At 70.3% G+C, this 22461-nt stretch carries 21 protein-coding genes; 9 read left to right on the top strand and 12 right to left on the bottom strand.

Annotated features, from left to right (window positions below):
- Positions 1-55: 55 nt before the first annotated feature.
- Positions 56-862: an SDR family NAD(P)-dependent oxidoreductase gene (locus H4W31_RS15980; RefSeq protein ID WP_318783222.1), complete on the bottom strand. Its 807-nt coding sequence runs from the start codon at positions 860-862 to the stop codon at positions 56-58.
- Between the two features lie 208 nt (positions 863-1070).
- Here H4W31_RS15980 and H4W31_RS15975 point away from each other — a divergent pair, with 208 nt between their 5' ends.
- The 6 genes from H4W31_RS15975 to H4W31_RS15950 all read left to right on the top strand — a co-directional run bounded on the left by H4W31_RS15975 (position 1071) and on the right by H4W31_RS15950 (position 7229).
- Positions 1071-1511: an SgcJ/EcaC family oxidoreductase gene (locus H4W31_RS15975; RefSeq protein ID WP_192767383.1), complete on the top strand. Its 441-nt coding sequence runs from the start codon at positions 1071-1073 to the stop codon at positions 1509-1511.
- A complete protein-coding gene (locus tag H4W31_RS15970) occupies positions 1508-2902 on the top strand; it encodes an FAD-dependent oxidoreductase (RefSeq protein WP_318783221.1) in 1395 nt (464 codons plus the stop codon). The genes H4W31_RS15975 and H4W31_RS15970 overlap by 4 nt, the downstream gene beginning before the upstream one ends.
- Before the next feature lie 16 nt (positions 2903-2918).
- The gene (locus H4W31_RS15965; protein ID WP_192767381.1) at positions 2919-4154 is read left to right on the top strand and encodes a cytochrome P450 family protein; all 1236 of its coding nucleotides are present in this window, start codon (positions 2919-2921) and stop codon (positions 4152-4154) included.
- Positions 4155-4336: 182 nt separating this feature from the next.
- Positions 4337-4729 (top strand): peptidase inhibitor family I36 protein, encoded by a 393-nt coding sequence (locus tag H4W31_RS15960; RefSeq protein WP_192767380.1) that lies wholly within the window; start codon positions 4337-4339, stop codon positions 4727-4729.
- A 257-nt stretch (positions 4730-4986) separates the two neighbouring features.
- Positions 4987-5961: an MDR family NADP-dependent oxidoreductase gene (locus H4W31_RS15955; RefSeq protein ID WP_192767379.1), complete on the top strand. Its 975-nt coding sequence runs from the start codon at positions 4987-4989 to the stop codon at positions 5959-5961.
- A 41-nt stretch (positions 5962-6002) separates the two neighbouring features.
- A complete protein-coding gene (locus H4W31_RS15950; RefSeq protein ID WP_192767378.1) occupies positions 6003-7229 on the top strand; it encodes a glycosyltransferase in 1227 nt (408 codons plus the stop codon).
- A 63-nt stretch (positions 7230-7292) separates the two neighbouring features.
- On the opposite strand, the gene H4W31_RS15945 is transcribed toward H4W31_RS15950, so the two are convergent.
- The 5 genes from H4W31_RS15945 to H4W31_RS15925 form a co-directional block, all read right to left on the bottom strand.
- Positions 7293-8477: an acyl-CoA dehydrogenase family protein gene (locus H4W31_RS15945; protein ID WP_192767377.1), complete on the bottom strand. Its 1185-nt coding sequence runs from the start codon at positions 8475-8477 to the stop codon at positions 7293-7295.
- Between the two features lie 114 nt (positions 8478-8591).
- Positions 8592-9842 carry an MFS transporter gene (locus H4W31_RS15940; protein WP_192767376.1) on the bottom strand — a complete coding sequence of 417 codons (1251 nt, stop codon included), beginning with the start codon at positions 9840-9842 and terminating at the stop codon, positions 8592-8594.
- Positions 9843-9857: 15 nt separating this feature from the next.
- Positions 9858-10559: a DUF899 domain-containing protein gene (locus H4W31_RS15935; protein WP_192767375.1), complete on the bottom strand. Its 702-nt coding sequence runs from the start codon at positions 10557-10559 to the stop codon at positions 9858-9860.
- A gap of 96 nt (positions 10560-10655) precedes the next feature.
- Positions 10656-12125, bottom strand: coding sequence for an MFS transporter (locus H4W31_RS15930; RefSeq protein WP_192767374.1), 1470 nt, complete (start codon positions 12123-12125; stop codon positions 10656-10658).
- 73 nt (positions 12126-12198) lie between these two features.
- Positions 12199-13548 carry an FAD-dependent oxidoreductase gene (locus H4W31_RS15925; protein WP_192767373.1) on the bottom strand — a complete coding sequence of 450 codons (1350 nt, stop codon included), beginning with the start codon at positions 13546-13548 and terminating at the stop codon, positions 12199-12201.
- Between the two features lie 172 nt (positions 13549-13720).
- On the opposite strand from H4W31_RS15925, the gene H4W31_RS15920 reads away from it, so the two are divergent.
- The gene (locus H4W31_RS15920; protein WP_318783741.1) at positions 13721-14062 is read left to right on the top strand and encodes a YciI family protein; all 342 of its coding nucleotides are present in this window, start codon (positions 13721-13723) and stop codon (positions 14060-14062) included.
- 17 nt (positions 14063-14079) lie between these two features.
- Here H4W31_RS15920 and H4W31_RS15915 read toward each other — a convergent pair whose 3' ends face one another.
- Positions 14080-15336 (bottom strand): RNA polymerase sigma factor, encoded by a 1257-nt coding sequence (locus H4W31_RS15915; protein WP_192767372.1) that lies wholly within the window; start codon positions 15334-15336, stop codon positions 14080-14082.
- A gap of 247 nt (positions 15337-15583) precedes the next feature.
- Here H4W31_RS15915 and H4W31_RS15910 point away from each other — a divergent pair, with 247 nt between their 5' ends.
- Both H4W31_RS15910 and H4W31_RS15905 read left to right on the top strand, forming a co-directional pair.
- A complete protein-coding gene (locus H4W31_RS15910; protein ID WP_192767371.1) occupies positions 15584-16822 on the top strand; it encodes a cytochrome P450 family protein in 1239 nt (412 codons plus the stop codon).
- Positions 16819-17979: an epoxide hydrolase family protein gene (locus tag H4W31_RS15905; RefSeq protein ID WP_192767370.1), complete on the top strand. Its 1161-nt coding sequence runs from the start codon at positions 16819-16821 to the stop codon at positions 17977-17979. The genes H4W31_RS15910 and H4W31_RS15905 overlap by 4 nt, the downstream gene beginning before the upstream one ends.
- A gap of 156 nt (positions 17980-18135) precedes the next feature.
- On the opposite strand, the gene H4W31_RS15900 is transcribed toward H4W31_RS15905, so the two are convergent.
- From H4W31_RS15900 to H4W31_RS15880, 5 genes are all read right to left on the bottom strand, one after another.
- The gene (locus H4W31_RS15900; RefSeq protein WP_225945550.1) at positions 18136-19014 is read right to left on the bottom strand and encodes a maleylpyruvate isomerase N-terminal domain-containing protein; all 879 of its coding nucleotides are present in this window, start codon (positions 19012-19014) and stop codon (positions 18136-18138) included.
- Positions 19011-20045 (bottom strand): NAD-dependent epimerase/dehydratase family protein, encoded by a 1035-nt coding sequence (locus H4W31_RS15895; RefSeq protein ID WP_192767369.1) that lies wholly within the window; start codon positions 20043-20045, stop codon positions 19011-19013. Before H4W31_RS15895 ends, H4W31_RS15900 begins: the two co-directional genes overlap by 4 nt.
- A 77-nt stretch (positions 20046-20122) precedes the next feature.
- Positions 20123-21472, bottom strand: coding sequence for a cytochrome P450 (locus H4W31_RS15890; RefSeq protein WP_225946660.1), 1350 nt, complete (start codon positions 21470-21472; stop codon positions 20123-20125).
- A complete protein-coding gene (locus tag H4W31_RS15885) occupies positions 21469-22020 on the bottom strand; it encodes a flavin reductase family protein (RefSeq protein WP_192767368.1) in 552 nt (183 codons plus the stop codon). Before H4W31_RS15885 ends, H4W31_RS15890 begins: the two co-directional genes overlap by 4 nt.
- Positions 22017-22460: an acyl-CoA thioesterase gene (locus tag H4W31_RS15880; RefSeq protein ID WP_192767367.1), complete on the bottom strand. Its 444-nt coding sequence runs from the start codon at positions 22458-22460 to the stop codon at positions 22017-22019. Before H4W31_RS15880 ends, H4W31_RS15885 begins: the two co-directional genes overlap by 4 nt.
- Position 22461 lies beyond the last annotated feature (1 nt).

Genomic DNA, 22461 nt, shown 5'->3' with positions numbered 1-22461 from the left:
CCGGAGCCGTCGTACGCACGTTCCGGGTGGTCGGGATCGGTGGCCGACCGGGTACCTAGATCGGGATCCTGCCGACGCTCAGCATGTCGATCATCGCGGGCCCGGTGTCGTACGCGGTCACCCCGCCGTCCACGGTCAGGCAGGCGCCGGTGACCATCCGGGACGCGTCGCTGGCCAGGTAGACCGCCGCGCCGACGAGGTCGTCCGGCTCACCCCACCGACCCACCGGCACGCTCCGGATCAACCCCTCGGCCAGTTCCGGGTGCTGGGCGAAGCTGCGGGTCAACTGGGTCCTCGTCCAGCCCGGCGCGATCACGTTGACCCGCACTCCGCGGGCCGCCCATTCCACCGCGAGAGTCCGACTCAGCGAGATGACCCCGGCCTTCGCCACCGCGTACGGCGAAAGCATGGGAACTCCGTTGTAACCGCCCACCGACGCCACGTTGATGACCGAACCGCGACCGACCCCGGTCAGATATCCACCCACCGCCCGACACATGTGCGCGACCGAATCCAGATTGGTACGCAGAATCTGCGTCCAGTCCGCCGGCGTCATCTCCAGAAACGGGCCGACGTGACTGAAGCCGCCGGCGTTGTTGACCACGACATCGATCCCGCCGAGTTCGTCCCGGGCCGCAGCCACCGCCTGCTCGATCTCCTCCGGCCGGTCGACGTCGCAGGTGAGCACGGCGGCCCTGCGCCCTGACGCCTCGATCTCCTTCGCCACCTCGGCCAGCGCGGATGTGCTGCGGGCCAGTACCGCCACGTTCGCCCCGGCCCTGGCCAGGCCGAGCGCGACGGCCCGTCCGATGCCTCGTGACGCGCCGGTGACCACGGCGCTCTTACCGTCCAGACCAAACACTTCGGGCCCTCCCTCGGGCGGCGCGGACCATTCCGTCGACCGATTGTCGCCAGGAGTTGCCGGCGTCGCGTCTTCGTGGATGCGCAGCAACCGCACACCAGGAGATGCGTCACCGTTCGAACCGAACGACGATTTTGGAGTACCGCCGGCAGAACCGCCTTCGCCGGTAACGCACACCTTTCGCATCCGTCGCAGGAAGGGAAACGCAATGAGCAATGCCGTCTCCCCCGTCCGTCCGGAAGACGCAAAAGCGGTACAGGATATCGTCGCGCGTATCACCTCGGCGTGGAACGAGAACGACGCCGACAGGCTGGCCACGGTCTACAGCGAGGACGCCTCGATCGTGCTGCCCGGCGCTCACCTGAAGGGGCGCCCGGCCATCCGGGACTGGATGGCGGAGGCCTTCGACGGCAAGTGGAAGGGTACCCAGGTGCTCGGCGCACCGCTGGAGCTGCGGTACATCCGGGACGACGTGATCCTGCTCCTGTCCCAGGGCGGCGCGTACCCGCCGGGCGCCACCGAGGTCCCCGTCGAGCACGCGATCCGCGGCATCTGGGTCTTCGTCAAGCAGGACGGTGAATGGATCATCACCGGATACGGGAACACGCCGGTCCGCGCCCCGATTCCGCTGCCGGAGGGGCCCAGGTGAGTCAGCCGCCGGGCGGCGTCCAGGTCGGTGAGCGCGCCGTGGTCCTGGGTGGCAGCATCGCCGGCCTCTTCGCGGGCCAGGTGCTCGCCGAGGCGTACCGCGAGGTCGTCGTCGTGGACCGGGACCGCCTGTTCGGTGTGACCGGAACCCGGCGCGCGACCCCCCAGGCGTTCCACGCGCACGCGCTGCTCGCCCGTGGGCAGCGCGCCATCGAGGAACTGTTCCCCGGCATCACCGAGGAGTCCCGGGCGGCCGGAGTGCCGACCGGCGACGTGGGAGCCGACCTGCGCTGGGTGATCAACGGCCAGCGACTGCCGAAGATCCGGACCGGGCTGGTCTGCCTCGCCATCCCCCGGACCGCACTGGAGCAACACGTCCGCAAGCGGGTCCGGGCCCTGCCCAACGTGACCTTCCTGGAAGGCCGCGACGTGGAGGAGTTGGTCACCACGCGAGACCGCGGCCGGGTCACCGGGGTGCGGATACTCCACCAGCGTGACGGGAGCTCGGAGGTCCTCCCCGCCGACCTCGTCGTGGATGCGACCGGCCGGGGCTCGCGGCTGCCGGTCTGGCTGGCGGAGCTGGGCTACCAGCCTCCGGCGGAGGAGCAGATCAAGATCAGGCTCAGCTACACCACCCGCCACTACCGGCTGCCGCCGGGCGCGCTCGGTACGGACCTGGCGTACATCGTCGCGCAGACTCCGAGTCACCCGCGCGGTGCCGTGTTCGCCCGGGAGCGGGCCCTGCCGAACGGGGGCGACCGGTACGTCCTGTCGCTCAACGCCCACCTCGGCGACCACGCGCCCACCGAGCCGGACGGCTTCCTCGCATACGCGAGGACGGTACCGGTGCCGGAGATCCACCACGCGCTCCGGACCGCCGAACCACTGGACGAGATCCGGGCATACCAGTTCCCGACCAGCCTCTGGCGGCACTACGAGCGGCTGACCAGGTTCCCCGACGGCCTGCTGGTGCTGGGGGACGCGCTGGCCAGTCCCAACCCGGTCTACGCACAGGGCAACACGATCACCGCGGTCGAGGCGCTGGTGCTCCGCGACCACCTGCGCCGCGGCGCCGAACCCCGACCGGCCGAGTTCTTCGCCGACGTCGCCCCGACCGTCCGGGCCGCCTGGGACATCAACGTCCTCGGCGACCTGGCGTACCCGCAGGTCGTCGGCGAGCGGACCCCGAGGATCCGGCTGGCGTGCGCGTATCTGGCCCGGGTGCACCGCGCCGTGGCGGACGACCCGGTGGTGGCGGAGTCCTTCCTGCGGGTGGCCGGCCTGATCGACGGGCCGCAGGCGCTGCTGCGGCCCCGGATGCTGGCGCGGGTACTGGGCCGGCGGCATCCAGCGCCGAGACCGACGGTGGCCCCGGCCGCCGTCTCCTCGTGATCCCGGGAGGTGAGCCATGGAGAGCAACGGCTGCCCGTACGTCATCGACCGCACCGGGAGCGACATCCAGGCCGAGGCGGCACGGCTGCGCGAACTCGGTCCCGCGGTCCCGGTCGAGCTGCCCGGCGGGGTACCGGCCTGGTCGATCACCAGCTACGCGCTGGCCAGACGGCTGTTCGCCGATCCACGGGTGGTGAAGGACCCCCGCCGGTACTGGCCGGCGTTCGTCGACGGTGAGATCGGCGACGACTGGCCACTGATCAGCTGGGTCAAAATGGACAGCATGACCCTCGTCGACGGTGACGACCACCGTCGACTACGCGGACTGGTCGCGCCGGACTTCGGTCCGCGCCGGATCGAGACGCAGCGCCCGCTCGTCGAGCGTATCGTCGCCGACCTGCTGGACCGGCTCGCCGAACATCCGGCGGGGCACCCGGTCGACCTTCGGGCGAACTACGCGGCGCCGCTGCCGGCGCAGATGATCTGCGAGCTGTTCGGGGTGCCGGAGGAAGCCCGGCTGGAGGTGCTGCACGGCCTCGAACTCGCCGTCGACACCACGCTGCCGCCCGAGCAGGCCGCGGCCAACCTGGCCCACTGGCAGGTGGCGCTGCGGGAGCTGACGGCCGCCAAGCGGGCGGCACCGGGCGACGACATGACAAGCCGACTGGTGCAGGCCCACGACCGGCAGGGGCTGCTCAGCGAGTCCGAACTCGTCGGTTCGTTGTTCAACGTCCTCGGCGCGGGCTCGGAAACGGTGATGAACCTGCTGACCAAGGCCGTCGTCGCCCTGCTCAGCCATCCGGACCAACGCGAGCTGGTGACGACGGGCAAGGTGTCCTGGTCCGACGTGATCGAGGAGACGCTCCGGGCGGAGGCACCGATCGCCCAACTCCCGCTTCGGTTCGCGGCCGAGGACATCGAGCTGGACGGGATCACCATCGGCAAGGGGACACCGATCCTGATGTGCCTCGCCGCCGCCGGTCGCGACCCCGAGCGGTACGGCACGGACGCGGAGACGTTCGACCTCACCCGGTCGGACAAGGAGCACCTGTCGTTCGGCTACGGGGCGCACTTCTGCGTCGGCGCCGCGCTGGCCCGGCTGGAGGCGTCGGTGGCGCTGCCGGCGCTGTTCGACCGGTTTCCCGACCTGACCCTCGCGGTCCGGCCGGGGGAGCTGGAGCCACCCGGCACGTTCATCATGAACGGGCTCCGTTCACTGCCGGTGTACCTGACCGGACCGCCGGCCGGTTGACCCTCGATGACCGCCGCACGCGGCGGTCATCGGTCAGTCCCTCTCGCACCGGACCGCGCGGCACCTGCGCGGCGGACTTCCACCTGCACCCAGGACGGGCCGCATGGGGAGGTCGGGAAGGTCCGGTCGATCGCCCCAGTCCAGGCTTCCGAGGGGGAAGCCATAGTGTGAAGGAGGTAACTGTGTTGACCAGAGGTTTGCGTTCGGCACTGCTGATCGCGGGTGTCTCGGTGGCGACCCTGATCGCCACGGCGACGGTCGCGACAGCCGGCCCGGCATCCGTCAGCGCGGATCCGTGTCCGTCCCGCGCTCTCTGCCTCTACGAGGGTTCGAACTTCACCGGCGAGATGTTCGCCGCGACATCGCTCAACCCGGCTGGTATCTGTGTCAGCCTGGTCGATCATGGTTGGGGCGACCGGGCCCACTCGGCGATCAACACCCACAACACCAGCGCCCAGATGTTCATGAACGACGACTGCGTCGGCGGCCCCTACCAGGTGCCCGGCAACTCGAGCCTGTCCAGCTTCGGCACCTTCACTCCGGAGAGCGTCTGGGTTCCGTACCGGGGCTCCTGACCAACAGATCTGGGCCGCGATCGATGGTCGCGACCTGCCTCCCGAACCCGGGCCGGCCCACCGTCGCATCAGGTGGGCCGGCCCGGTCCGGAATTAAACGGACGCGGGCCGGGAAACGAGGAAACGGGCCGGGCACAACTCCGCTCTTTCGGAGTTGGTCTGATCCGTCACGTCGATATTCTCATTTCCGTGAGTGTTCGCGACGCCGTGCCGCCGCGGCGTGCGACGGCGCCCTGTCTTCGAGGGAAGAGCCGACCATGATCACCAGTCGTGAGATCCATCTGATCGCCCGCCCGCCCGACGACCTACCGGTGCCAGGTGAGGTTGCCATGGTCGAGGTGCCGGTGCCGGCACCGGAGCCCGGACAGGCCGTGGTCCGCAACATGTACATGGCGATCGACCCCGGCCTACTTCAGCGGATGCGTGACCTGAGTGACCTGCACGTCCCGCACTTCCAGCTGGGCGGGCCGATGTGGGGGCACGCCATCGGCGAGGTGGTGGAGTCGGCCACACCCGAGCTTCAGGTCGGCGACGTGGTCCTGCACCACATGGCGTGGCGAGAGTACGCGGTCGCCGACGTCAAGGAGTTCACTGTCCTCGACACCACCCGGTACCCGTCGATCTCGCACCATCTCAGCTCGGCGATCGTGGCGTACTGCGGCGTGCGCCGGATCGGCATCGAGCACGGTGACACCGTGGTGGTGTCCAGCGCGGCTGGCGCGGTCGGCAGCGTGGTCGGGCAACTGGCCCGCCTGCGGGGGGCGACCCGGGTCGTCGGCAGCGTCGGGTCCGCCGAGAAGGTACGGCTCGCCACCGAGGAACTCGGCTTTGACGAGGCGTTCGACTATCACGACGGGTGGCCGGAGGACCTCGGCGGTGTCGACGTGTACTACGACAACGTCGGCGGCTGGCAGCTCGACAGCGCCTTCAACGCCATGCGCCCGCACGGTCGGATCCTGCTCTGCGGGAGCTCGGAGGAGCACCGCTCCGGCCGGCCCCACGGGCACCGCACGATGCAGATGGTCATCGGCAAGCGGCTGACGCTGATCGGCTTCACCACCAACGACCACCTGGATCTGCTGCCCGAGTTCGAACGCGAGTTCCCTCCGCTGGTCCGCAACGGCGAGGTGGTCCTGCACGAGACCTTCGTCGACGGTCTCGACCAGTTGATCCCCGCAATCAAGTCCTTGCTCGACGGGGCGTACCTGGGCAAGGTCCTGCTCAGGTTCTGACCGTCCGGACGCGCTGAAATCTAACCGGAGGGACTCCTGCCGTGACGTCACCCAGAACCGACCCGTTGGTCTCGGTCGTCATACCCACCTACAACCGGCGGAACCAACTGCACGACAGCCTGCTCCAGCTGACCAGGCAGCGGCCGGGCACGCCGGAGTTCGAGGTCGTCGTCTCCGACGACGGGTCGTCGGACGACTCGGCGTCGGTGGCGCGGTCCTTCTCGGACCGGCTGCGGCTGAAATACCACTTCCAGTCCGACGAGGGCAACCGGGTGGCGCTCGCCCGGAACGAGGGGGCGCGGCTGGCCTCCGCACCGATCCTGGTCTTCCTCGACACCGGGGCACTGCCCGGGCCCGAGTTCGTCCAGCGGCACTTCCTGGCCCATCAGGAAGGATCGCCGCGCTGCGCCCTGCTGGGATACGCCTACGGGTACAACCCGGAGGCTCCGATGTGGGAGGTCCCGGACATTCTCCGGCGGCACACGCCGGAGGAGGCGGTACACCGCTACGGCCAGGTCCCGGAGTTCCTCGACCTCCGGGAGGGTGTGCTCGCGGAGTGCGGTGGCGACCTGGAACGACGGAGCCTCCCCTGGCAGGTGTTCTGGACCATCAACTGTTCGATGCGTACCGACGACTTCTGGTCCGTCGGCGGCTTCGACAACGACCACCGCGGCTGGGCCGTGGAGGACCTGGAACTCGGATACCTGCTGCACCGCAAGGGCCTGCCGATCCGGCTCGACCGCACCGCCTGGGTGATCGAGTCGCTACAGGAACGCAAGCGGCGCGAGCAGCTCGACGAATTCAAGCGGAACATGCTCCGCATGGTGTCCCGGCATCCGGATCCGGTGCACGAGATCGGCTGGGCACTCGTCGACGACGACCTGTTCTGGCCCTGGGAGGACGAGTACAACGAACTGCTCCGGCACACCCGCGAGGTGCGCGACCTGGACGTGGCGACCGAGATCGAGCAGGCGCTGCGGGGCAGCTCGCCGACCGACACGGTGGCGGTCGTCGGCGTGGGCGGCCACGTCCCCGACTCACTGGGGCCGGGCACGGTCATGGACTTCGACCGGGAGCTGGTGGACCGGGTCGTACTCGGCGGACGGCACGTCGGCCATCACTCGCTCGGCCTGCGTACGCCGCTGGCCGACCAGTCCGTCGACATCGTGGTCATCACGTCCCGGCTCGCCGGCCTCTGGGACCGTTGGAAGGACCGGCTCCTGGCCGAGGCGCACCGTGTCGGGCGTGACGTTCGTTGTTTCTCCTGAGCCGCACGCGATGACGGGAGGTTGGCGCCCGGCGCCAACCCCCCGTTCCGGCAGGTGCCGCTGTCAGAGATACATCGTGTTCGGCGAGAGCCCGCAGAGGATCCGCCCGTACAGCTCCGCGTTGGTGTTCGGGTGCATCAGCGCGTGCATGTTGAGCGTCTGGATGTCCCGGTCGATCCGCTGGATCGGCACGTCGTCGTAGATGGACGTGCCGCCGCTGCCGGTTTTCAGCACACCCACCGCCTCCTTCGTCAGTTGGAATACCCGACCCAGGTCGGCGCGGGCCCGGACCCGGTCGACGAGCTGCCACGCCTCACCGCTCGCGTACTTCCCGTCCAGCAGATCCGCCAGCCGCTGGCTGTGGAACTCGGCCTCGTCGGTCTTCATGGCCGCCTCCGCGACCTGGAAGTGGGTGATCGGCGCCTCGCGCTGGCTCGTGTACTCGGTGTAGGTGATCTTCCGCTCGCCGAGCCGGTGAAGGAACGCCTCCAGCGCGGCCTTCGCCAGCCCGACCGCGGTCGCGGCGAACGTGGCGCACCCGGTCGGGACCAGCGGTTGGCGGAACAGCGGCGACCCGGCGTTGGCCGTCGAGGCGTACTGCTCGGCGAGGATCGCGACCATCGGCAGCGCCCGGTGTTGTGGGACGAAGACCTGCTTCGCGACGGTACTGACACTGCCGGTGCCACGCAGACCGGCGGTGTGCCAGTCGTCGACGATCTCCAGGTCGGACATCGGGACCAGCGCCATGACCGGCCACTGGGAGCCGTCGGGAGCGGGCCCCATGGCGAGAACCACCTGCCACTTGCTGTGCAGCGCGCCGCTGATGAAACGCCACCGCCCGTTGACCACGAAGCCGCCGTTGGTCGGCTCCGCGTTGGCGGTCGGACTGAGGACTCCGCACACCCGGACGTCCGGGTCGGCGAAGACCTCGTCCTGGGCCTCGTCGGGGAACAGCCCGGCAATCCAGTTGCTGATCGACCACACGGCCGTGTTCCACCCGGCCGAGCCGTCGCTCCCGCTGATCCGGCTGATCGTCTCAAGGACGGTGCCGGCGTCGCTCTCGTAACCCCCGTAGCGCGTGGGCACCCGCATCCGGAAGATCCCGGCCGCCGCCATCGCCTCGATGACCTCCTCGTGCAGCCGCCTGTGCTCGTCCGTCCAAGCCGCGTGCGACCGCAACAGGGGCACGAGTTCCTCGGTCCGCCGGACAAGTTCCATCCTGGGTGGAACATCGGTGCTCAACACCATGACCTCCTGAGACCTCCCCGAAGAGCGAACCGGCCGACCTGGCCGTCCCACCCCTGAACGTGACATTTCGGCATCAAACTCGCACCTTCCCCGAATACACAGTGATGGACCCGCTCAGGTGAGCGCGGACGCCCTCCGGTTGTGGTCGGCGAAGGCGATCAACCGGGCGTTGAGCACGACACCGACCAGCAACGGAACGAGCCCGGCCAGGGTCCAACCGAGGCCGACCAGTTCGGCGGACCATCCGACCAGCGCGGGACCGATGAGGATGCCCGCGTAGGTGAAGGTGGTGAAGCGGGACAGGAACGTCGCCGCCCCCGGTCCCTCGCCCCCGGCGTGCCCGACCGCGCTGAAGACCAAGGGCAGCAGCACCGACCCGCCGAGGCCGAGTAGTCCGAACCCCGCGATGGCGGCCGTCGGCGACGGGGCCAGCAGAACGACCGCGAGGCCGCCGACGCCCACGACGCCACCGGCGCGGAAGAGCGCCGGCGCCCCGTAGCGCACGTGCAGCCGGTCGCCGACGAGACGACCAGCCGTCTGGCAGGCGGTGAACGCGGTGAGGCCCAGCGGAGCCAGGGCGAGCGTCGCATCGTGGTAGTCGTGCAGAAAGACGCCGCTCCAGCTGATCACGGTGGCCTCGGTGACCATCGTGACGAACCCGATCGCGCCGAACAGCAGCAGCGTCCTGGTCCAACCGGCCCGCCAGCCCAGCCGTACCCGCTTGCGGTCCGGGGATTTTGGGACGTGGTCGGCCGAAGGCGGGAGCAGCCAGGCGGTGATCAGCAGACCGACGACGAGGAACACCGCGCCGACCGCCAGGAAGTGCCCGGTGGGCGAGATGCCGGCCCGGGTGAAGCCGGCGGCCAGCAGCGAGCCGGTCGCCGCGCTGACGCTCCAGGCCGCGTGGCAGCCGTTCATGATGGGCCGGCCCCGCACCCGTTCCACCGCGACGGCATGGGCGTTCATGGCGACGTCCAGGACGCCCATCACGGTACCCAGCACGAGCACGGCCAGGCCGAGTAGGACGGCGTTGCCGGCCAGGCCCACGGTGACCAGGGCCACCGGGAGCCCGACCAGGGTCAACCGGATGACGCGGGCACTGCCGAACCGGGCCACGAAGACCCCGACGAGCTGCATCGTGAGGACCGCCGCCACCCCGTACACCGTCAGGATGAGGCCGAGCTCGCCGTCACTGAGACGGTGCTCGGACTTCAACCCCGGCAGCCGGGCGATGTAGCTGGTCATCAGCAGCCCGTTGACGAAGAACACGGCCGTCACGGCCCAGCGGGCCCGGCCCGCCACGGCCGCGCTGATCGGCTGCCGTTCCTCGGCCGCCTCCGCCGCCTCAAGGGTGTGGTCACTCATGGGGCGCTCACACTCTCAGTAGCGGTCGTGGTGACGCAGCCAGCCGGCCTTGTCCTGGATCAACGGCCGGCCCTGCGGAGTGAGCTCCAGGTAGTTGTCGATGCCGTGCAGCAGCGCGGCACCCTCGCCGTAGGTCGAGTAGGTGTGGTGGACGGCGCCGCCGTCCTGGACGAACACGCTGAGGCCGCCCGCCTCGCCCCTGGTCTGCCCACCGGTCCGCTCCAGCGTGGCCTTGTCCCGGTAGTTGTATTCGACCGGAGCCACGGCCTCGTCCAGCGTCACGTGGAAGTCGTAGTTGAAGTCGCTGCCGTAGGAGGAATACCACGGCAGGCTCCAGCCCATTCGGGCCTTGAACGACTCGATCTTCGCCAACGGCGCCCGGGACACCAGCGCGAGCGTGGTGTCCCGGGCGTACAGGTGGGACAGGTGACCGATGTTGTCGACCAGGTACGAGCAGAACTTACAGCCCTGCTCCCAGGCCGGGTCGAACATGAAGTGGTAGACGATCAACTGGCGGCGCCCGGCGAAGAGGTCGAGCAGTTCGACCTTGCCCTCCGGGCCGTCGAACACGTACTCCTTCTCCAGCTTCACGACCGGCAGCGCCCGCCGCTGCGCAGCCAACTCCGCCAGCCGGCGGGCGGCCTCCTCCTCGCCGGCCAGCAACTGCTTGCGAGCGGTCAGCCAGTCTTCCCTCGACGCCACCTGTACGTCACCCATCTCGTTCTCCTCCTCCACCTCGACGGGGCTCTCATAGGTAGGTCGGAGCAGAGGGGCCAGAGGACGACAGCCGGCCTCGAGTTCCCGGCGAAAGTCCTACGGTCCGGCGACCGGCGCGGGCCGGACCTCGTCGTCCGGGACGGACACCGCCGTCCGGCGGCCCGGGAGCGCCACCGCGCAGGCGAGCGCGACCACCGCGAACACCACACAGGCGACGAAGCCTGCCTGGAAGCCGTTGGTGAGCTCGCTGGGCTGGTCGGGCCCGGTGGAGAAGGACACCGCCACGGTCGACACGATGGCGATACCGAACCCGCCGCCGACCTGGAAGGCGGCGTGCACGAGCCCGGACGCCAGGCCGGACTCCGACTCCGTGACCCCGGTGAGCGCGACGATCGAGGCGGTCGTGTGTGCGATGCCCAGACCGAGGCCGAAGATCACGAACGGGAACAAGAGGTCGCCGACGTAGTTGCCCCGCACATTGATCATGATCAACATCGCGCAGGCGACGCCGAGCATCACCACACCGGGCACGGCCGCCGGGCGGAACCCGCGCCGGGTGACCACCGCCTGCCCGATGTAGGCGCCGACGATGGCCATCACCGGCATGATCGAGCCCAGGAGGCCGTACTCGATGGCCGAGTACCCGAGCACCTGCTGCCCGTACAGGGAGGAGAGGAACGACAGCGAGAAAACCATCATCGCGACGAACACCATCAGCAGGTTGCCGGTAGCAACCGTACGCATCCGCAGGGTGCGCAGCGGCACCAACGGCGCGCTGGACCGTGCCTCGATCCCGACGAAGACGACCCCGAGAACGACGACCAGGGCGAGCAGTCCCGTGGTCTGCACGCTCAACCAGCCCACCACGGGCGCCTCGGAGATCGCGTACACGAGCGCGACGAGCGCCGCCGTACTGGTCAGAGCGCCGGCGAGGTCGAACGTCCGACGCCGCCCGTGGTCCCGGCTCTCCCGCAGCACCATCGGGCTGACCAACAGCAGGACCAGCACCACCGGGACGTTGACCAGGAACACCGACTCCCACCCGAAGTTGCTGGTGAGCCAGCCGCCGACCAGCATGGCCGTGGTGGCCCCGATCCCGCCGACGGCCGACCACGCGGCGATGGCCTTGTTGCGCTCGGCCCCCTCCTCGAAGGTGCGCATGAGGATCGACAGCGCGCTCGGGACCATCAGCGCCGACGACACGCCGTGCACGGCCCGCGCCGTGATGATGACCTCGGCGTTCCAGGCGAACCCGGATATCACTGAGGTGACCAGGAACCCGATCAGGCCGGCCATGAAGATCCTGCGTCGGCCCAGCAGGTCGGCCGACCTGCCGCCGAGCAGCAGCAGCCCTCCGAAGGTGAGCAGGTTGGCGGTCAGGATCCACTGCGCCGCGCTGGGGTCGAGGGCCAGCGCCGACTGCATCGCCGGCATGCCGACGATGACGATCTGCGAGTCGAGAATCACCATGAAACTGGCGCAGCACAGTACGACCAGCGCGGTCCACCGACGTGGATCGCGCTCGCCGTCGCTGGCGGATGTTGCGGTAACCCTGGCTGGTTTCATCTCCGCTCCTCCTCGTTACACCGATCGGCACGACGGTCGGCGCAGCGACGCTGCTGGCGACCGATGGTTCGGATCAACCTCCGTTCGACCGGCGCAGGGTCGGAAACAACACCCGCGAGATCATCGCCGGACGCATCAGGCTCTCCGGGCGGTCGACGAGACCGGCCACCCGCAGGAAGGCGTGGGAGACGACCGGGTCCTCGGTCGCCGCGGTCTGCAGCCGCGGCATGAACGCGTTCCCCAGGCGGACCTTCAGGGTGCGGCGGCCGACGACGCCAGGGAAGCCGAGGTCGCCACCGGCGGACATGTCCCACGGCGGGTCGATCGCCCGGGCCAGCTCGCGGAAGTACCGCTGGGCGCCCGCCGCACCGTCCACAAGGTACTCACGCAGCACGATCGCCCCGATCGCCGCCACCGTCATCCCCTGCGCGTAGATGGGATTGAAAACGCACGCCGCGTCGCCCACGACGAGCAGCCCTTCCGGCAGCCGCGCCAGCCTCTCGTACCGGCGACGGATGCTGTTGGGGAAGTGGAAGGAGACCGGACTCGTCAACGGCTCCGCCCGGCTGACCGACTCGAATATCTGCGGCACCGGCAGGGACCGGACGTACTCCAGGAAACCCTCCGGGTCGGTGGGTGCCCGGTCGCCGAGAATCCCGTTGAGCGAGACCGAGTAGCGGTCGGGCAGCCGGGCGAAGGTTGCCCCACGCGGGTTGCCGGGGGTCGCGACCGAGATGACCGCGATGTCGTCGCCGATCGGATCCACGGCCAGCGGTGCCTGGAAGTCGCACGTCGTGTAGGTCAGGTCCATCCTGACCTGCTCTTCGTCGACCCGCGGATAGCCGAGTTCGGTCAACCAGCGTGGAGTTCGCGAGCCGCGTCCCGTGGCGTCGACGACCAGGTCCGCCGGCAGCGACTGCGGGCTACCGGGCCCCTGGTCCTCCCGTCGGTGCACCCTGGCACCGGTGATCCGGCGGCGGTCCGGGCTCGCCTCGAGTCCGACCACGTCCGTCCGGTCCAGGAAGGCGACATTGGACAACTCGCCGACCCTGGCGCGGATCCGCTCCTCCAGCAACCAGCGCCCGGCCGAGATGCACACCAGGTCGGTGTCCACCTTGCGGATCATCCGGCCGTTGAAGTGCCAGCCCAGGCTGGTACCGAAGTCGCGCGTCGGCACGCCCCCGTCGGCCATCTCCTTGGTGAAGCCCGGAAACAGCTCCTCCAGGATCTGCTGGCCGCGGGCGAGTAGTCCGTGGATGTGATGTCCCTGCGGGACGGCGCGGCGGGGGCCGGTCGCGCCGGTCAACTGGTCGCGGTCGACCACCGTCACGGTCCGGTAGAAGTCCGCGAGAACCCGGGCGGCGAAGAGTCCGGCCACACTTCCGCCCAGCACCACCGCTCGGTCACCGACATGCTCGTTCATGGGGCCTCCAGGGCTCCGCCGCCGTCCACGGCGACTGTCACACCGCAGTCGGATGCCGCGCATCTTCACGGTTGCTGTCACGCGGCTACGCCGGCACCGCTTCCGTCCACGCGGCCACCCGGAAGCTGATAGCCTCCCGGCGGTGACCTGACGTTCACGAAGGGTGGCGACGGTGAAGTACCTGTTGATGGTTTGCGTCGACGAATCCATACAGTCGAGCCCGGAGGAATCCGCGGCCGAGGTCAAGGCGGCGACCGCGTGGGCTCAGGACACGCAGGCCCGCGGCGTACGCGTGCTCGGCGATCGTCTCCGTCCGACCAAGGAGGCCACCACGGTGCGGGTGCGCGACGGTGAACTGCTGGTCTCGGACGGCCCGTTCGCCGAGACGAAAGAGCAGCTGGCCGGCTTCGACGTCATCGAATGTGCCAGCCTCGACGAGGCGGTCCAGGTGGCGTCCGCCCATCCCGGCGCCCAGATCGGGACAGTGGAGTTACGGCCGTTCTGGCACGGGTGACGCCCGGCGGCCGCGCGTTACCGCGCCTGCCCGGCCACCAGGCGTGCCGCCCGGTCCTCCAGGTAGCGCCGCTCCAGCAGACTCGCCGTCCGGCGCGCCGCGAGCCGGTAGCACGAGTGCGCGGCCGTGTGGTCGCCCGCCATCTCCAGCAGGTGCGCCCGGGTGGCCTCCAACCGGTGCTGCCCGGCCAGCCGGTCGTCGGTGGCGAGCCCTCCGAGCAGGCCGAGTGCCGCCTGCGGGCCGTGCACCATGGCCACCGCCACGATGCGGTTCAGCGCCACCACCGGGCTGGGCGAGACCTGCTGCAGCAGGTCGTACAGGGCGAGGATCTGCAGCCAGTCGGTGTCCTCGGCGCGCGACGCCTCCGCGTGCACGGCCGCGATCGCGGCCTGGAGCTGGTACGGCCCGGCCGGTCCCCTCGGCAGGGTACTGGTCAGCAGCGATATCCCTTCCCGGATGGCGACCTGGTCCCAGCGGCCGCGGTCCTGCTCGCTCAGGGGAATCAGCGTGCCGTCCGACCGGGTACGCGCCGCGCGCCGGGCGTCGGTGAGCAGCATCAGCGCCAGTAACCCGGCGACCTCGCCGGCCGCCGGCCGCCGGCGATGCACCTCCCGGGTCAGCCGGATGGCCTCCCCAGTCAGCTCACCGCGCTGCAACTGCGGGCCGGACGTCGCCGTGTAACCCTCGTTGAAGATCAGATAGAGCACGTGCAGCACGACCCGCAGCCGGTCGGGCAGTTCCCGTTCGGGTGGAAGCTGAAACGGAATGCCGCTGGCCTTGATGCGCTGCTTGGCCCGCCGGATCCGCTGCGCCATGGTCGACTCGCTGGTCAGGAACGCGTTGGCGATCTGCTGCGTGGTCAGGCCGCCGACGGCGCGCAGCGTCAGCGCCGCCTGGGCGGGCGGGGAGAGCGACGGGTGGCAGCAGAGGAACAGGAGCCGCAGGGTGTCGTCCTGATCCTCCGGGCGCTCGGCGTCCGGGCCGGGCACCCACTGCTTGTCTGCCGGCAGCCGCGCCGCCGTGGCCACCTCCCTGCGCCGGCGGGCGAGTTCGCTGCGGTACTGGTCGGTGAGACGGCGCGCCGCCACAGTGGTCAGCCAGCCACGAGGGCTGTCTGGCACACCCTCGGCGGGCCACTGCATCGCGGCCGCCAGCAGCGCGTCCTGGACCGCGTCCTCGCACGCGTCGAAGTTGCCGTGCCGCCGCACGAGCGTGGCGAGCACCTGGGGCGCCAACCGGCGCAGCAGGTCGGCGCCGTCGCCGTCAATCTCCATGACTCCATGATGCAACGAGCGGCCTGCTCACGGGTCCCGGTCGGGTACAGCGGGCAGGTGTGCAAGCCAGCAAGTTTGAAGAATTGTCGAAACTGACCGGAGTCTATGGTGATGACGTGATCGAGCGATCCGGGTATCCGGGCATTGATCGAGCGGCTGAGGAACGATCACAGCGGTCTGACTTTCCGGTGCCCCGCCTGCTCACACCCGGTTGACCTTCGCGGATTAGCCACTGGAGGTACCGACCATGGAAAAGGCGATCTGCCCATTCGCCCTCGACCCCCAGGGTCGGGACACCCACGCGGAGACCGAGCGGCTGCGCGAGCAGGGCCCCATTGCCCGGGTGGAACTCCCGGGCGGCGTCCTCGCCTGGTCTGTGCACGGCTACGAGCTGGCCAAGCAGGTCCTCATCGACGAGCGGTTCTCCAAGAATCCGCGCCGGAACTGGCCCGCGTACATCAACGGGGAGATCCCGCCGGACTGGCCGCTGATCACTTGGGCGGTCATGGACAACATGGCCACCCATGACGGTGCCGACCACAACCGGCTGCGAGGGCTGCTCCTCAAGGCGTTCACGACGCGCCGGGTCGAGGCCATGGCGCCACAACTGGAGACGACCGCGACGGAACTGCTCGACGAGCTGGCCACCGCCGCCCCCGAGGAGGTCGTGGACCTGAAGACCCGGTACTGCCAGGCGCTGCCGGCCAGGATGATGTGCGACCTCTTCGGCGTGCCGGACGAGTCCCGCGCCGACGTACTGCGCGGCGGGCATGTCAACGTGGATACCAGGATCACCCCGGAGGAGGCGGCCGCCAACCTCGACCAGTGGACCAAGGCGATCGCCGACCTCGTGGTGTACAAGCGGCAGCACCCCGGTGACGACCTCACCACCGCGCTGATCGCGGCCCGGGACGAGGACGGATCGCGGCTGACCGACGACGAGCTGATCGGGACCCTGCACCTGATGCTGGGCGCCGGCTCGGAAACCATGGTCAACTCTCTCAGCCACGCCATCATCGCGGTACTCGACGATCCCACGCTGCGCGCCCGGGTGCTGGCCGGCGAGGTCTCCTGGAACGACGTGATGGAGGAGACCCTGCGGGTGGAGTCGCCCGTCGCGCACCTGCCGTTCCGGTTCGCCACCGAACGGTTCGAGATCGGCGGTGTGACGATCGAACAGGGCGACCCGATCATGATCGATTACGCCGGGCTCGGGCGGGACCCGGAGTTGCACGGCGAGACCGCCTGCACCTTCGACGCCACCCGGAAGGACAAGACGCACCTGTCCTTCGGGCACGGCGTGCACTACTGCCTCGGCGCACGGCTCGCCAAGCTGGCAACCCTGATCATGCTGCCGGCGCTCTTCCACCGCTTCCCGGACCTCGAACTCGCGATGCCGAAGGACCAGCTGAAGCCGCAGGGCACCTTTATCATGAACGGCCGTCTCGACGTCCCGGTTTACCTGCGGGGCCGGCTGACCGTATGAATCCATTCCGGATCGCGATACCCCAGGCCGACCTGGACGACCTGGACCGCAGACTGGCCAGCACCCGCTGGCCGACCGAGATGCCCGGCAGCGGATGGGACCGCGGCGTACCGCTGGACTATCTCAGAGAGCTGACCGAGTACTGGCGCACCAGCTACGACTGGCGGGCGGCGGAGGCGGAGCTGAACTCGTTCCCGCAGTTCAGCACGGAGATCGACGGTGCGAACCTGCACTTCCTGCACGTCCGCTCACCGGAGCCGACCGCGGTTCCCCTGCTCATCACCCACGGCTGGCCGGGGTCCGTCGCCGAGTTCCTGGACGTCATCGCCCCGCTCACCGACCCTCGGGCGCACGGTGGAGATCCGGCCGACGCCTTCCACCTGGTCATCCCTACCCTGCCGGGTTTCGGCCTCTCCGGCCCGACCCGCGAGCCGGGCTGGAACGTGCCCCGGATCGCCGGTGCGTGGGCACAGCTCATGCACCGCCTCGGTTACCGACCGTACATCGCCCAGGGTGGCGACGTGGGCGCGTGGATCACGCTCACGCTCGCCGGGCTCGACGCCGAGCACGTGCTCGGCGCGCACGTGAACTTCCTCTTCACCGCTCCCCCGCCGGACCCGGCGGCGCTGGCGGGGCTCGAACCCTCGGACCGGGAACGCCTCGAACTGCTGGCGAAGTTCCTCGCCGACGGCTCCGGCTACATGCTGCTCCAGGCCACCCGTCCGCAGACGCTGGCGTACGGCCTCACCGACTCGCCGGTCGGGCAGCTCGCCTGGATCGTGGAGAAGTTCCGGGAGTGGAGCGACTCGGCGAAGGTCCCCGAGGACGCGGTCGACCGGGACCGGCTCCTCACGAACGTCATGCTCTACTGGCTGACCGCGACCGCCGGATCCTCCGCCCAGTTCTACTACGAGACGGCCGACCAGCTCCCGACCGCGGCGACCCCGCCGGCCGCACCGCCGCCGCTGCCCGTACCACTCGGTGTGGCCGTGTTTCCCCGCGACTCGGCCCGGCCGGTCCGGTCCTTCGCCGAGCCGATGTTCCCGAACATCGTGCAATGGCACGAGTTCGACCGAGGTGGCCACTTCGCCGCGCTGGAGGAGCCCGACCTGTTCGTCGACGACCTCCGCACGTTCGCCCGGAAACTGAACCGGTAACCGATCGCCCGAAGCGGAGCGCCAACGACACCGTGCGGGCGCGTCGCGGGCCCTCGGCCGGCGCGGCCGTCGGCCACCCTCGACGGCGGCCGCGCCGGCCGTCCGCGCCGCGCCGATCCGGGACCGCCCGGCCCGGTCCCGTCAGGCCCGGTCCCGTCAGTTGTCCGGCATGTGCACGGTGCGCAGGAAGGCCGGAAGTAGCCACGGGCGCGGGCCGCGCACGACGAGCTTGCCGGTCAGCGCCGCCCGCAGCCGGGACATCCGGCCGAACAGCACCAGGTTCAGCGTCGGCGGGTCGAAAGACAGCCGCACGTCGTCGCCGGGACCCGGCTCGGCGACCGTCACCCGATTCCGGTTCCCGTCGTACCGGCCCGTGCCGTCCAGGACGATCGTGACCGGGATGGTGTGACGCGACCGGAACTGCACGGCGATCCGCCGCGGCGTCGGGGGCGCCGTGCTGTCGAGCAGGGCACCGTAGCCGTACGAGGTCACTCCGACGAGAAACAGCTCGATGAACAGACCCGCGTCCCGGGGTGGGATGTCCCACCGCAGGGAGCCGGCCCGGGAGATGTCCCAGCCGTGGATCAGCAGCTCGTTGGTCAGGTGGGCGAGCAGTCCGCCGAGCGGGAGCCGGGACCCGCCCAGCCAGTCGACCGCCTCGGTCGGGTCACGTCCGTCCGTGGCCCGCAGCACCGCCCGGACGTGCTCGCGCAGCCGTACCGCCAGCGGGGCCAGGTCGCGCTCCAGGAGGTACTGGCGCAGCAGCAGGTCGTTGAGGTCCCGTACGGTGTCGACCTGGGTGCCCCGAAGCTGACTGTCCAGTTCGGCGTCCCGGCCGGTGCCGCTGCCGGGCTCGACGATGGTCTCGCAGGCCCAGGCGAGCGACACCATGTGCGCCGCGGTCTGCTCGACCGACCACGACCTCGTCGCCGGGGCCGCCGGGGCCGGCACGGCGGCCAGCAGGTCGGCGAACCGGTCACCGGCTCGCCGCATCGCGTCGCGGGTTTCCACCCACTGCCGGTCGGAAATGATCACGTCGCCTCCAGTACGGCCGTCGCACCGGCGAGCCGGTCCGAGATGTGTCCGGCGCGGTGCAGCCAGCGCACCGTGTCGCGCAGGGTGGTCTCGAAGGTGGTGCCGGCCGAACCCAGCAGCTGATCGGTGGCAGTGGTGTCGACGGCCCGGCCGACCAGGCAGGTGTAGATCGCGCCGTACTCCGCCGGGATGTGCGCCGGTACCAGCCGCTGGACGAGGCTGGTCAGCGCGCCGACCGGCAGCATGCCGGAGGCCGGGAGATGGACGGCGGGCAGCCGCCGGCCGGTGACCCGGCGGAGCGTCCGCACGAACTCGCGGGTGCTGACGTACCGGCCCTGGGCGAGGAACCGGCGGGGTCCCCGGCCCGGGTTCAGCACCGCGGCGTGCAACCGGGCGACGTCCCGGACGTCGCCGACCGGGAAGCCTCCCGACGGCCACATCGGCATGAGGCCGCGCAGGGCGTTGCGGACCCGGCCGGCCTGGTCGCCCAGCTTCGGGTCGTGCGGACCGAGGGTGGCCAGCGGATAGGTGATGACCACCGGGGCACCCGCCCGCTGCGCACGCCGGGCGACCGCCTCGGCGCGGGCCTTGGTCGACATGTACGTCTCGCGCGGCGTGCCGACCGGGGACTCGGTGCCGAGCGGTTCTCGGTCGGTGGGCAGCAGGGCGGCGAAGCTCGACACGTACACGATCGGGTCGAGGCCGGCCACGCCGGCGGCGTCGAGCACCAACTCGGTGCCCCGAACGTTGACGGCCCGCATGGCGGCACGGGCCCGGCTGTCGAAGCTGTACACCGAGGCGGCGTGCAGGACGGCGTCGCAGCCCCGCATCGCTGCGGCGACGGCGTCCGCATCGGTCACGTCGCCACGGAACAGTTCGAGACCGTCCACGTCGACCCCGAGCGGATCGAGTGCGGGGACGACGCCGGCCGGGTCGCGGACCAGCAGCCGTACGCGGTGACCCGCGCGCAGGATCTCCGCCACCGAGTGGGAGCCCAGGAATCCGGTGCCTCCGGTCACCAAAACCAGCACGTCGCCATCGTCCAGTCCCGGCCGAGCGGCCGCTAGGTCGGAAATCCTCGATATGGAACGGGTTCGAAGGAGGTCGGTCAGGCGGCGTGCACGGTCATCGGCAGTCCGCCACGGATGCGCAGCGAGAGCATCGGCTCGGGCACCACCCGGTAGCCGGGCACCACACTCAGCCGCAGATCACGGGCGATCATGGCGGTGACGAACACGGCCTCCATCATGCCGAGGTGGTTGCCGACGCAGAACCGCGGACCGGCCCCGAACGGGATGTACGCGTACCGGGGCCGGTGCCCGGACTGGGCGCGGGCCGGGTCGAACCGCTCCGGGTCGAAGCGCTCCGGGTCGTCCCAGAACCCCGGGTGCCGGTGCAGGGTGTACGGGCAGATCAGCACGTCGGAGCCCGCCGGCACCCGGTAGCCGCCCACCTCGTCGGCCTCCTGCGCGATCCGGGACAGCATCCACACCGGCGGGTACAGCCGCATCACCTCTTCGATGACCCTCGAGGTGTACCGGAGTTCGCGCAGGTCCTCGTACTCCGGCAGCCGGTCTCCGAGCACCTCCCTGGCCTCGGCGCGCACCCGCTCCCGCACCTGCGGGTGCTGGTCGAGAAGATGGAACGTCCAGCCGAGCGTGCTGGCCGTGGTCTCGTGGCCGGCGAGCAGCAGCGTGACCAGTTCGTCGCGCATCCGCCGCCGGCCGACCGCCGGGTCGCGTTCCTCCGACGTCGACATGATCAACCGGGAGAGCGCGTCGTCACCGGCCGGGTCCCGGGCCCGGTCGCGGACCAGCTCGTCGACGATCCGTTGCAGCTCGTTGCGGGCCCGCCGGAACCGGAGCTGGTGCGGCAGCGGCAGCCACATCGGGACCGCGCTCATCGACACCATCTCGAACATCGCCTGGTCCTGCATCGCCTCGAATGCCTGCCCGAGCGAGTGGAAGGCGCCCAGGTCGGCGTCGAGCAGGGTGCGGCCGAGCACGCCGAGGGTCAGCCCGGTCATCTCGTGCACCACGTCGACGGGACCGCCGCCCTCGTGGGCCCGGAGCCGGGCCAACAGCCCCGCCGCCTCCTCCGCGATCACCCCGGCCTGCCGCTCGATCCGCCGGTGCTGGAAGACCGGCTGGATGACCTTGCGCTGTTTGCGCCACAACTCGCCCTCGCTGGTCAGCAGGCCGTCGCCGAGCGCCCGCCTGGCCTGGGCGAGACCGAGTCCCTTGTGATAGTTGCCGGGGTTGTCCGCCAGCACGTACTTCGCGTGGTCGGGGTGGTTGAAGAAGTAGAGCACCTTGGGGCCCATGGCGATCCGGACGGCGTCGCCGTACGCCTCGGCCGCCGAGGACATCAGCCCGAGCCGGTCCCGGACCAGCTTCCACAGCAGCCGGGGCGCGGACCGGGCCGGCGGACCCGGCGGGACCCGGACGGGGGCGGTCAGGGCCACGTCGTGCTCACCTCACTCACGTTGTTGGTGCGGACGGGCGGGCCGGTCCGGTCGAAGCGGCCGCGCAGGAACACCAGCGGGTCGGCGCTGTCCGGCTGTTCGACGGAGAGCACGGCGCCGAGGAAGATGGTGTGGTCACCGCCGTCGTAGCTGCGCCAGATGTCGCATTCGAAGTGCGCGAGCGCACCGGCGATGAGCGGCGCGCCGGTCACCGGTCCGGGACGCCAGTCAACGGAGTCGAACTGGGCTGCGCCCAGCGGCCGCCGCCGGTCGGCGAAGTACCGGGCGACGGCCTCCTGGCGGGCGCCGAGCACGGACACCCCGAACGATTTCGTACCGTCGAGGCAACCGTGCATGATCGCCTTCCGGTCGATGCAGACCAGCAGCAGCGGCGGCGCCAGCGACACCGAGGCGAACGAGTTGGCGGTCATGCCGTGTGGCACGCCGCCGCCGACGGTCACCACGGTGACGCCGGTGGCGAACGCCCCACACGCCCGGCGCAACGACTGGGCGTCGACGGTTCCACGGGCCTCCAGTGTCATGGCTGACTCCTCGCCGGCAGGTACGCGTCAAGAGCCCGGGTCAGCGACTCCGGCACCCGGGCCGGCGCCGTGGCGCCGTTCGGCCCCCGCATGCAGGCCACCCGCTGCCGGCCCCGGGCGATCAGGGTCTCGCCGCCGCCCGGGTCCAGCCGGAGGTAGTCGAAGCCGAACTCGAGCTGGGTGTGCGCCAGGTCCAGCAGCCGCATCCGGACGGCGAGTTCGTCGAAGGCGGTGATCTCGGCGAAGAACTCGCAGTCGACCTTCAGCGTGAACAGCTTGAGGTCGGCCTGGAGGTCCACCAGGACGTCCGGGGCCCGCTCCTTCAGGAACATCTCCCGGCACCGGCCCTGCCAGCGCAGGTAGTTGACGTAGTAGACGTTTCCGACGAGGTTCGTCTCCTCGAACCCCACGGTGTGCAGGTACTCGTAGTACTTGTCCATG

It is taken from the genome of Plantactinospora soyae (assembly GCF_014874095.1).
GTDB classification, from domain to species: Bacteria; Actinomycetota; Actinomycetes; order Mycobacteriales; family Micromonosporaceae; genus Plantactinospora; species Plantactinospora soyae.
The sequence above is the reverse complement of the archived record's forward strand: the minus strand, read 5'-3'. Positions and strand labels throughout refer to the sequence as shown.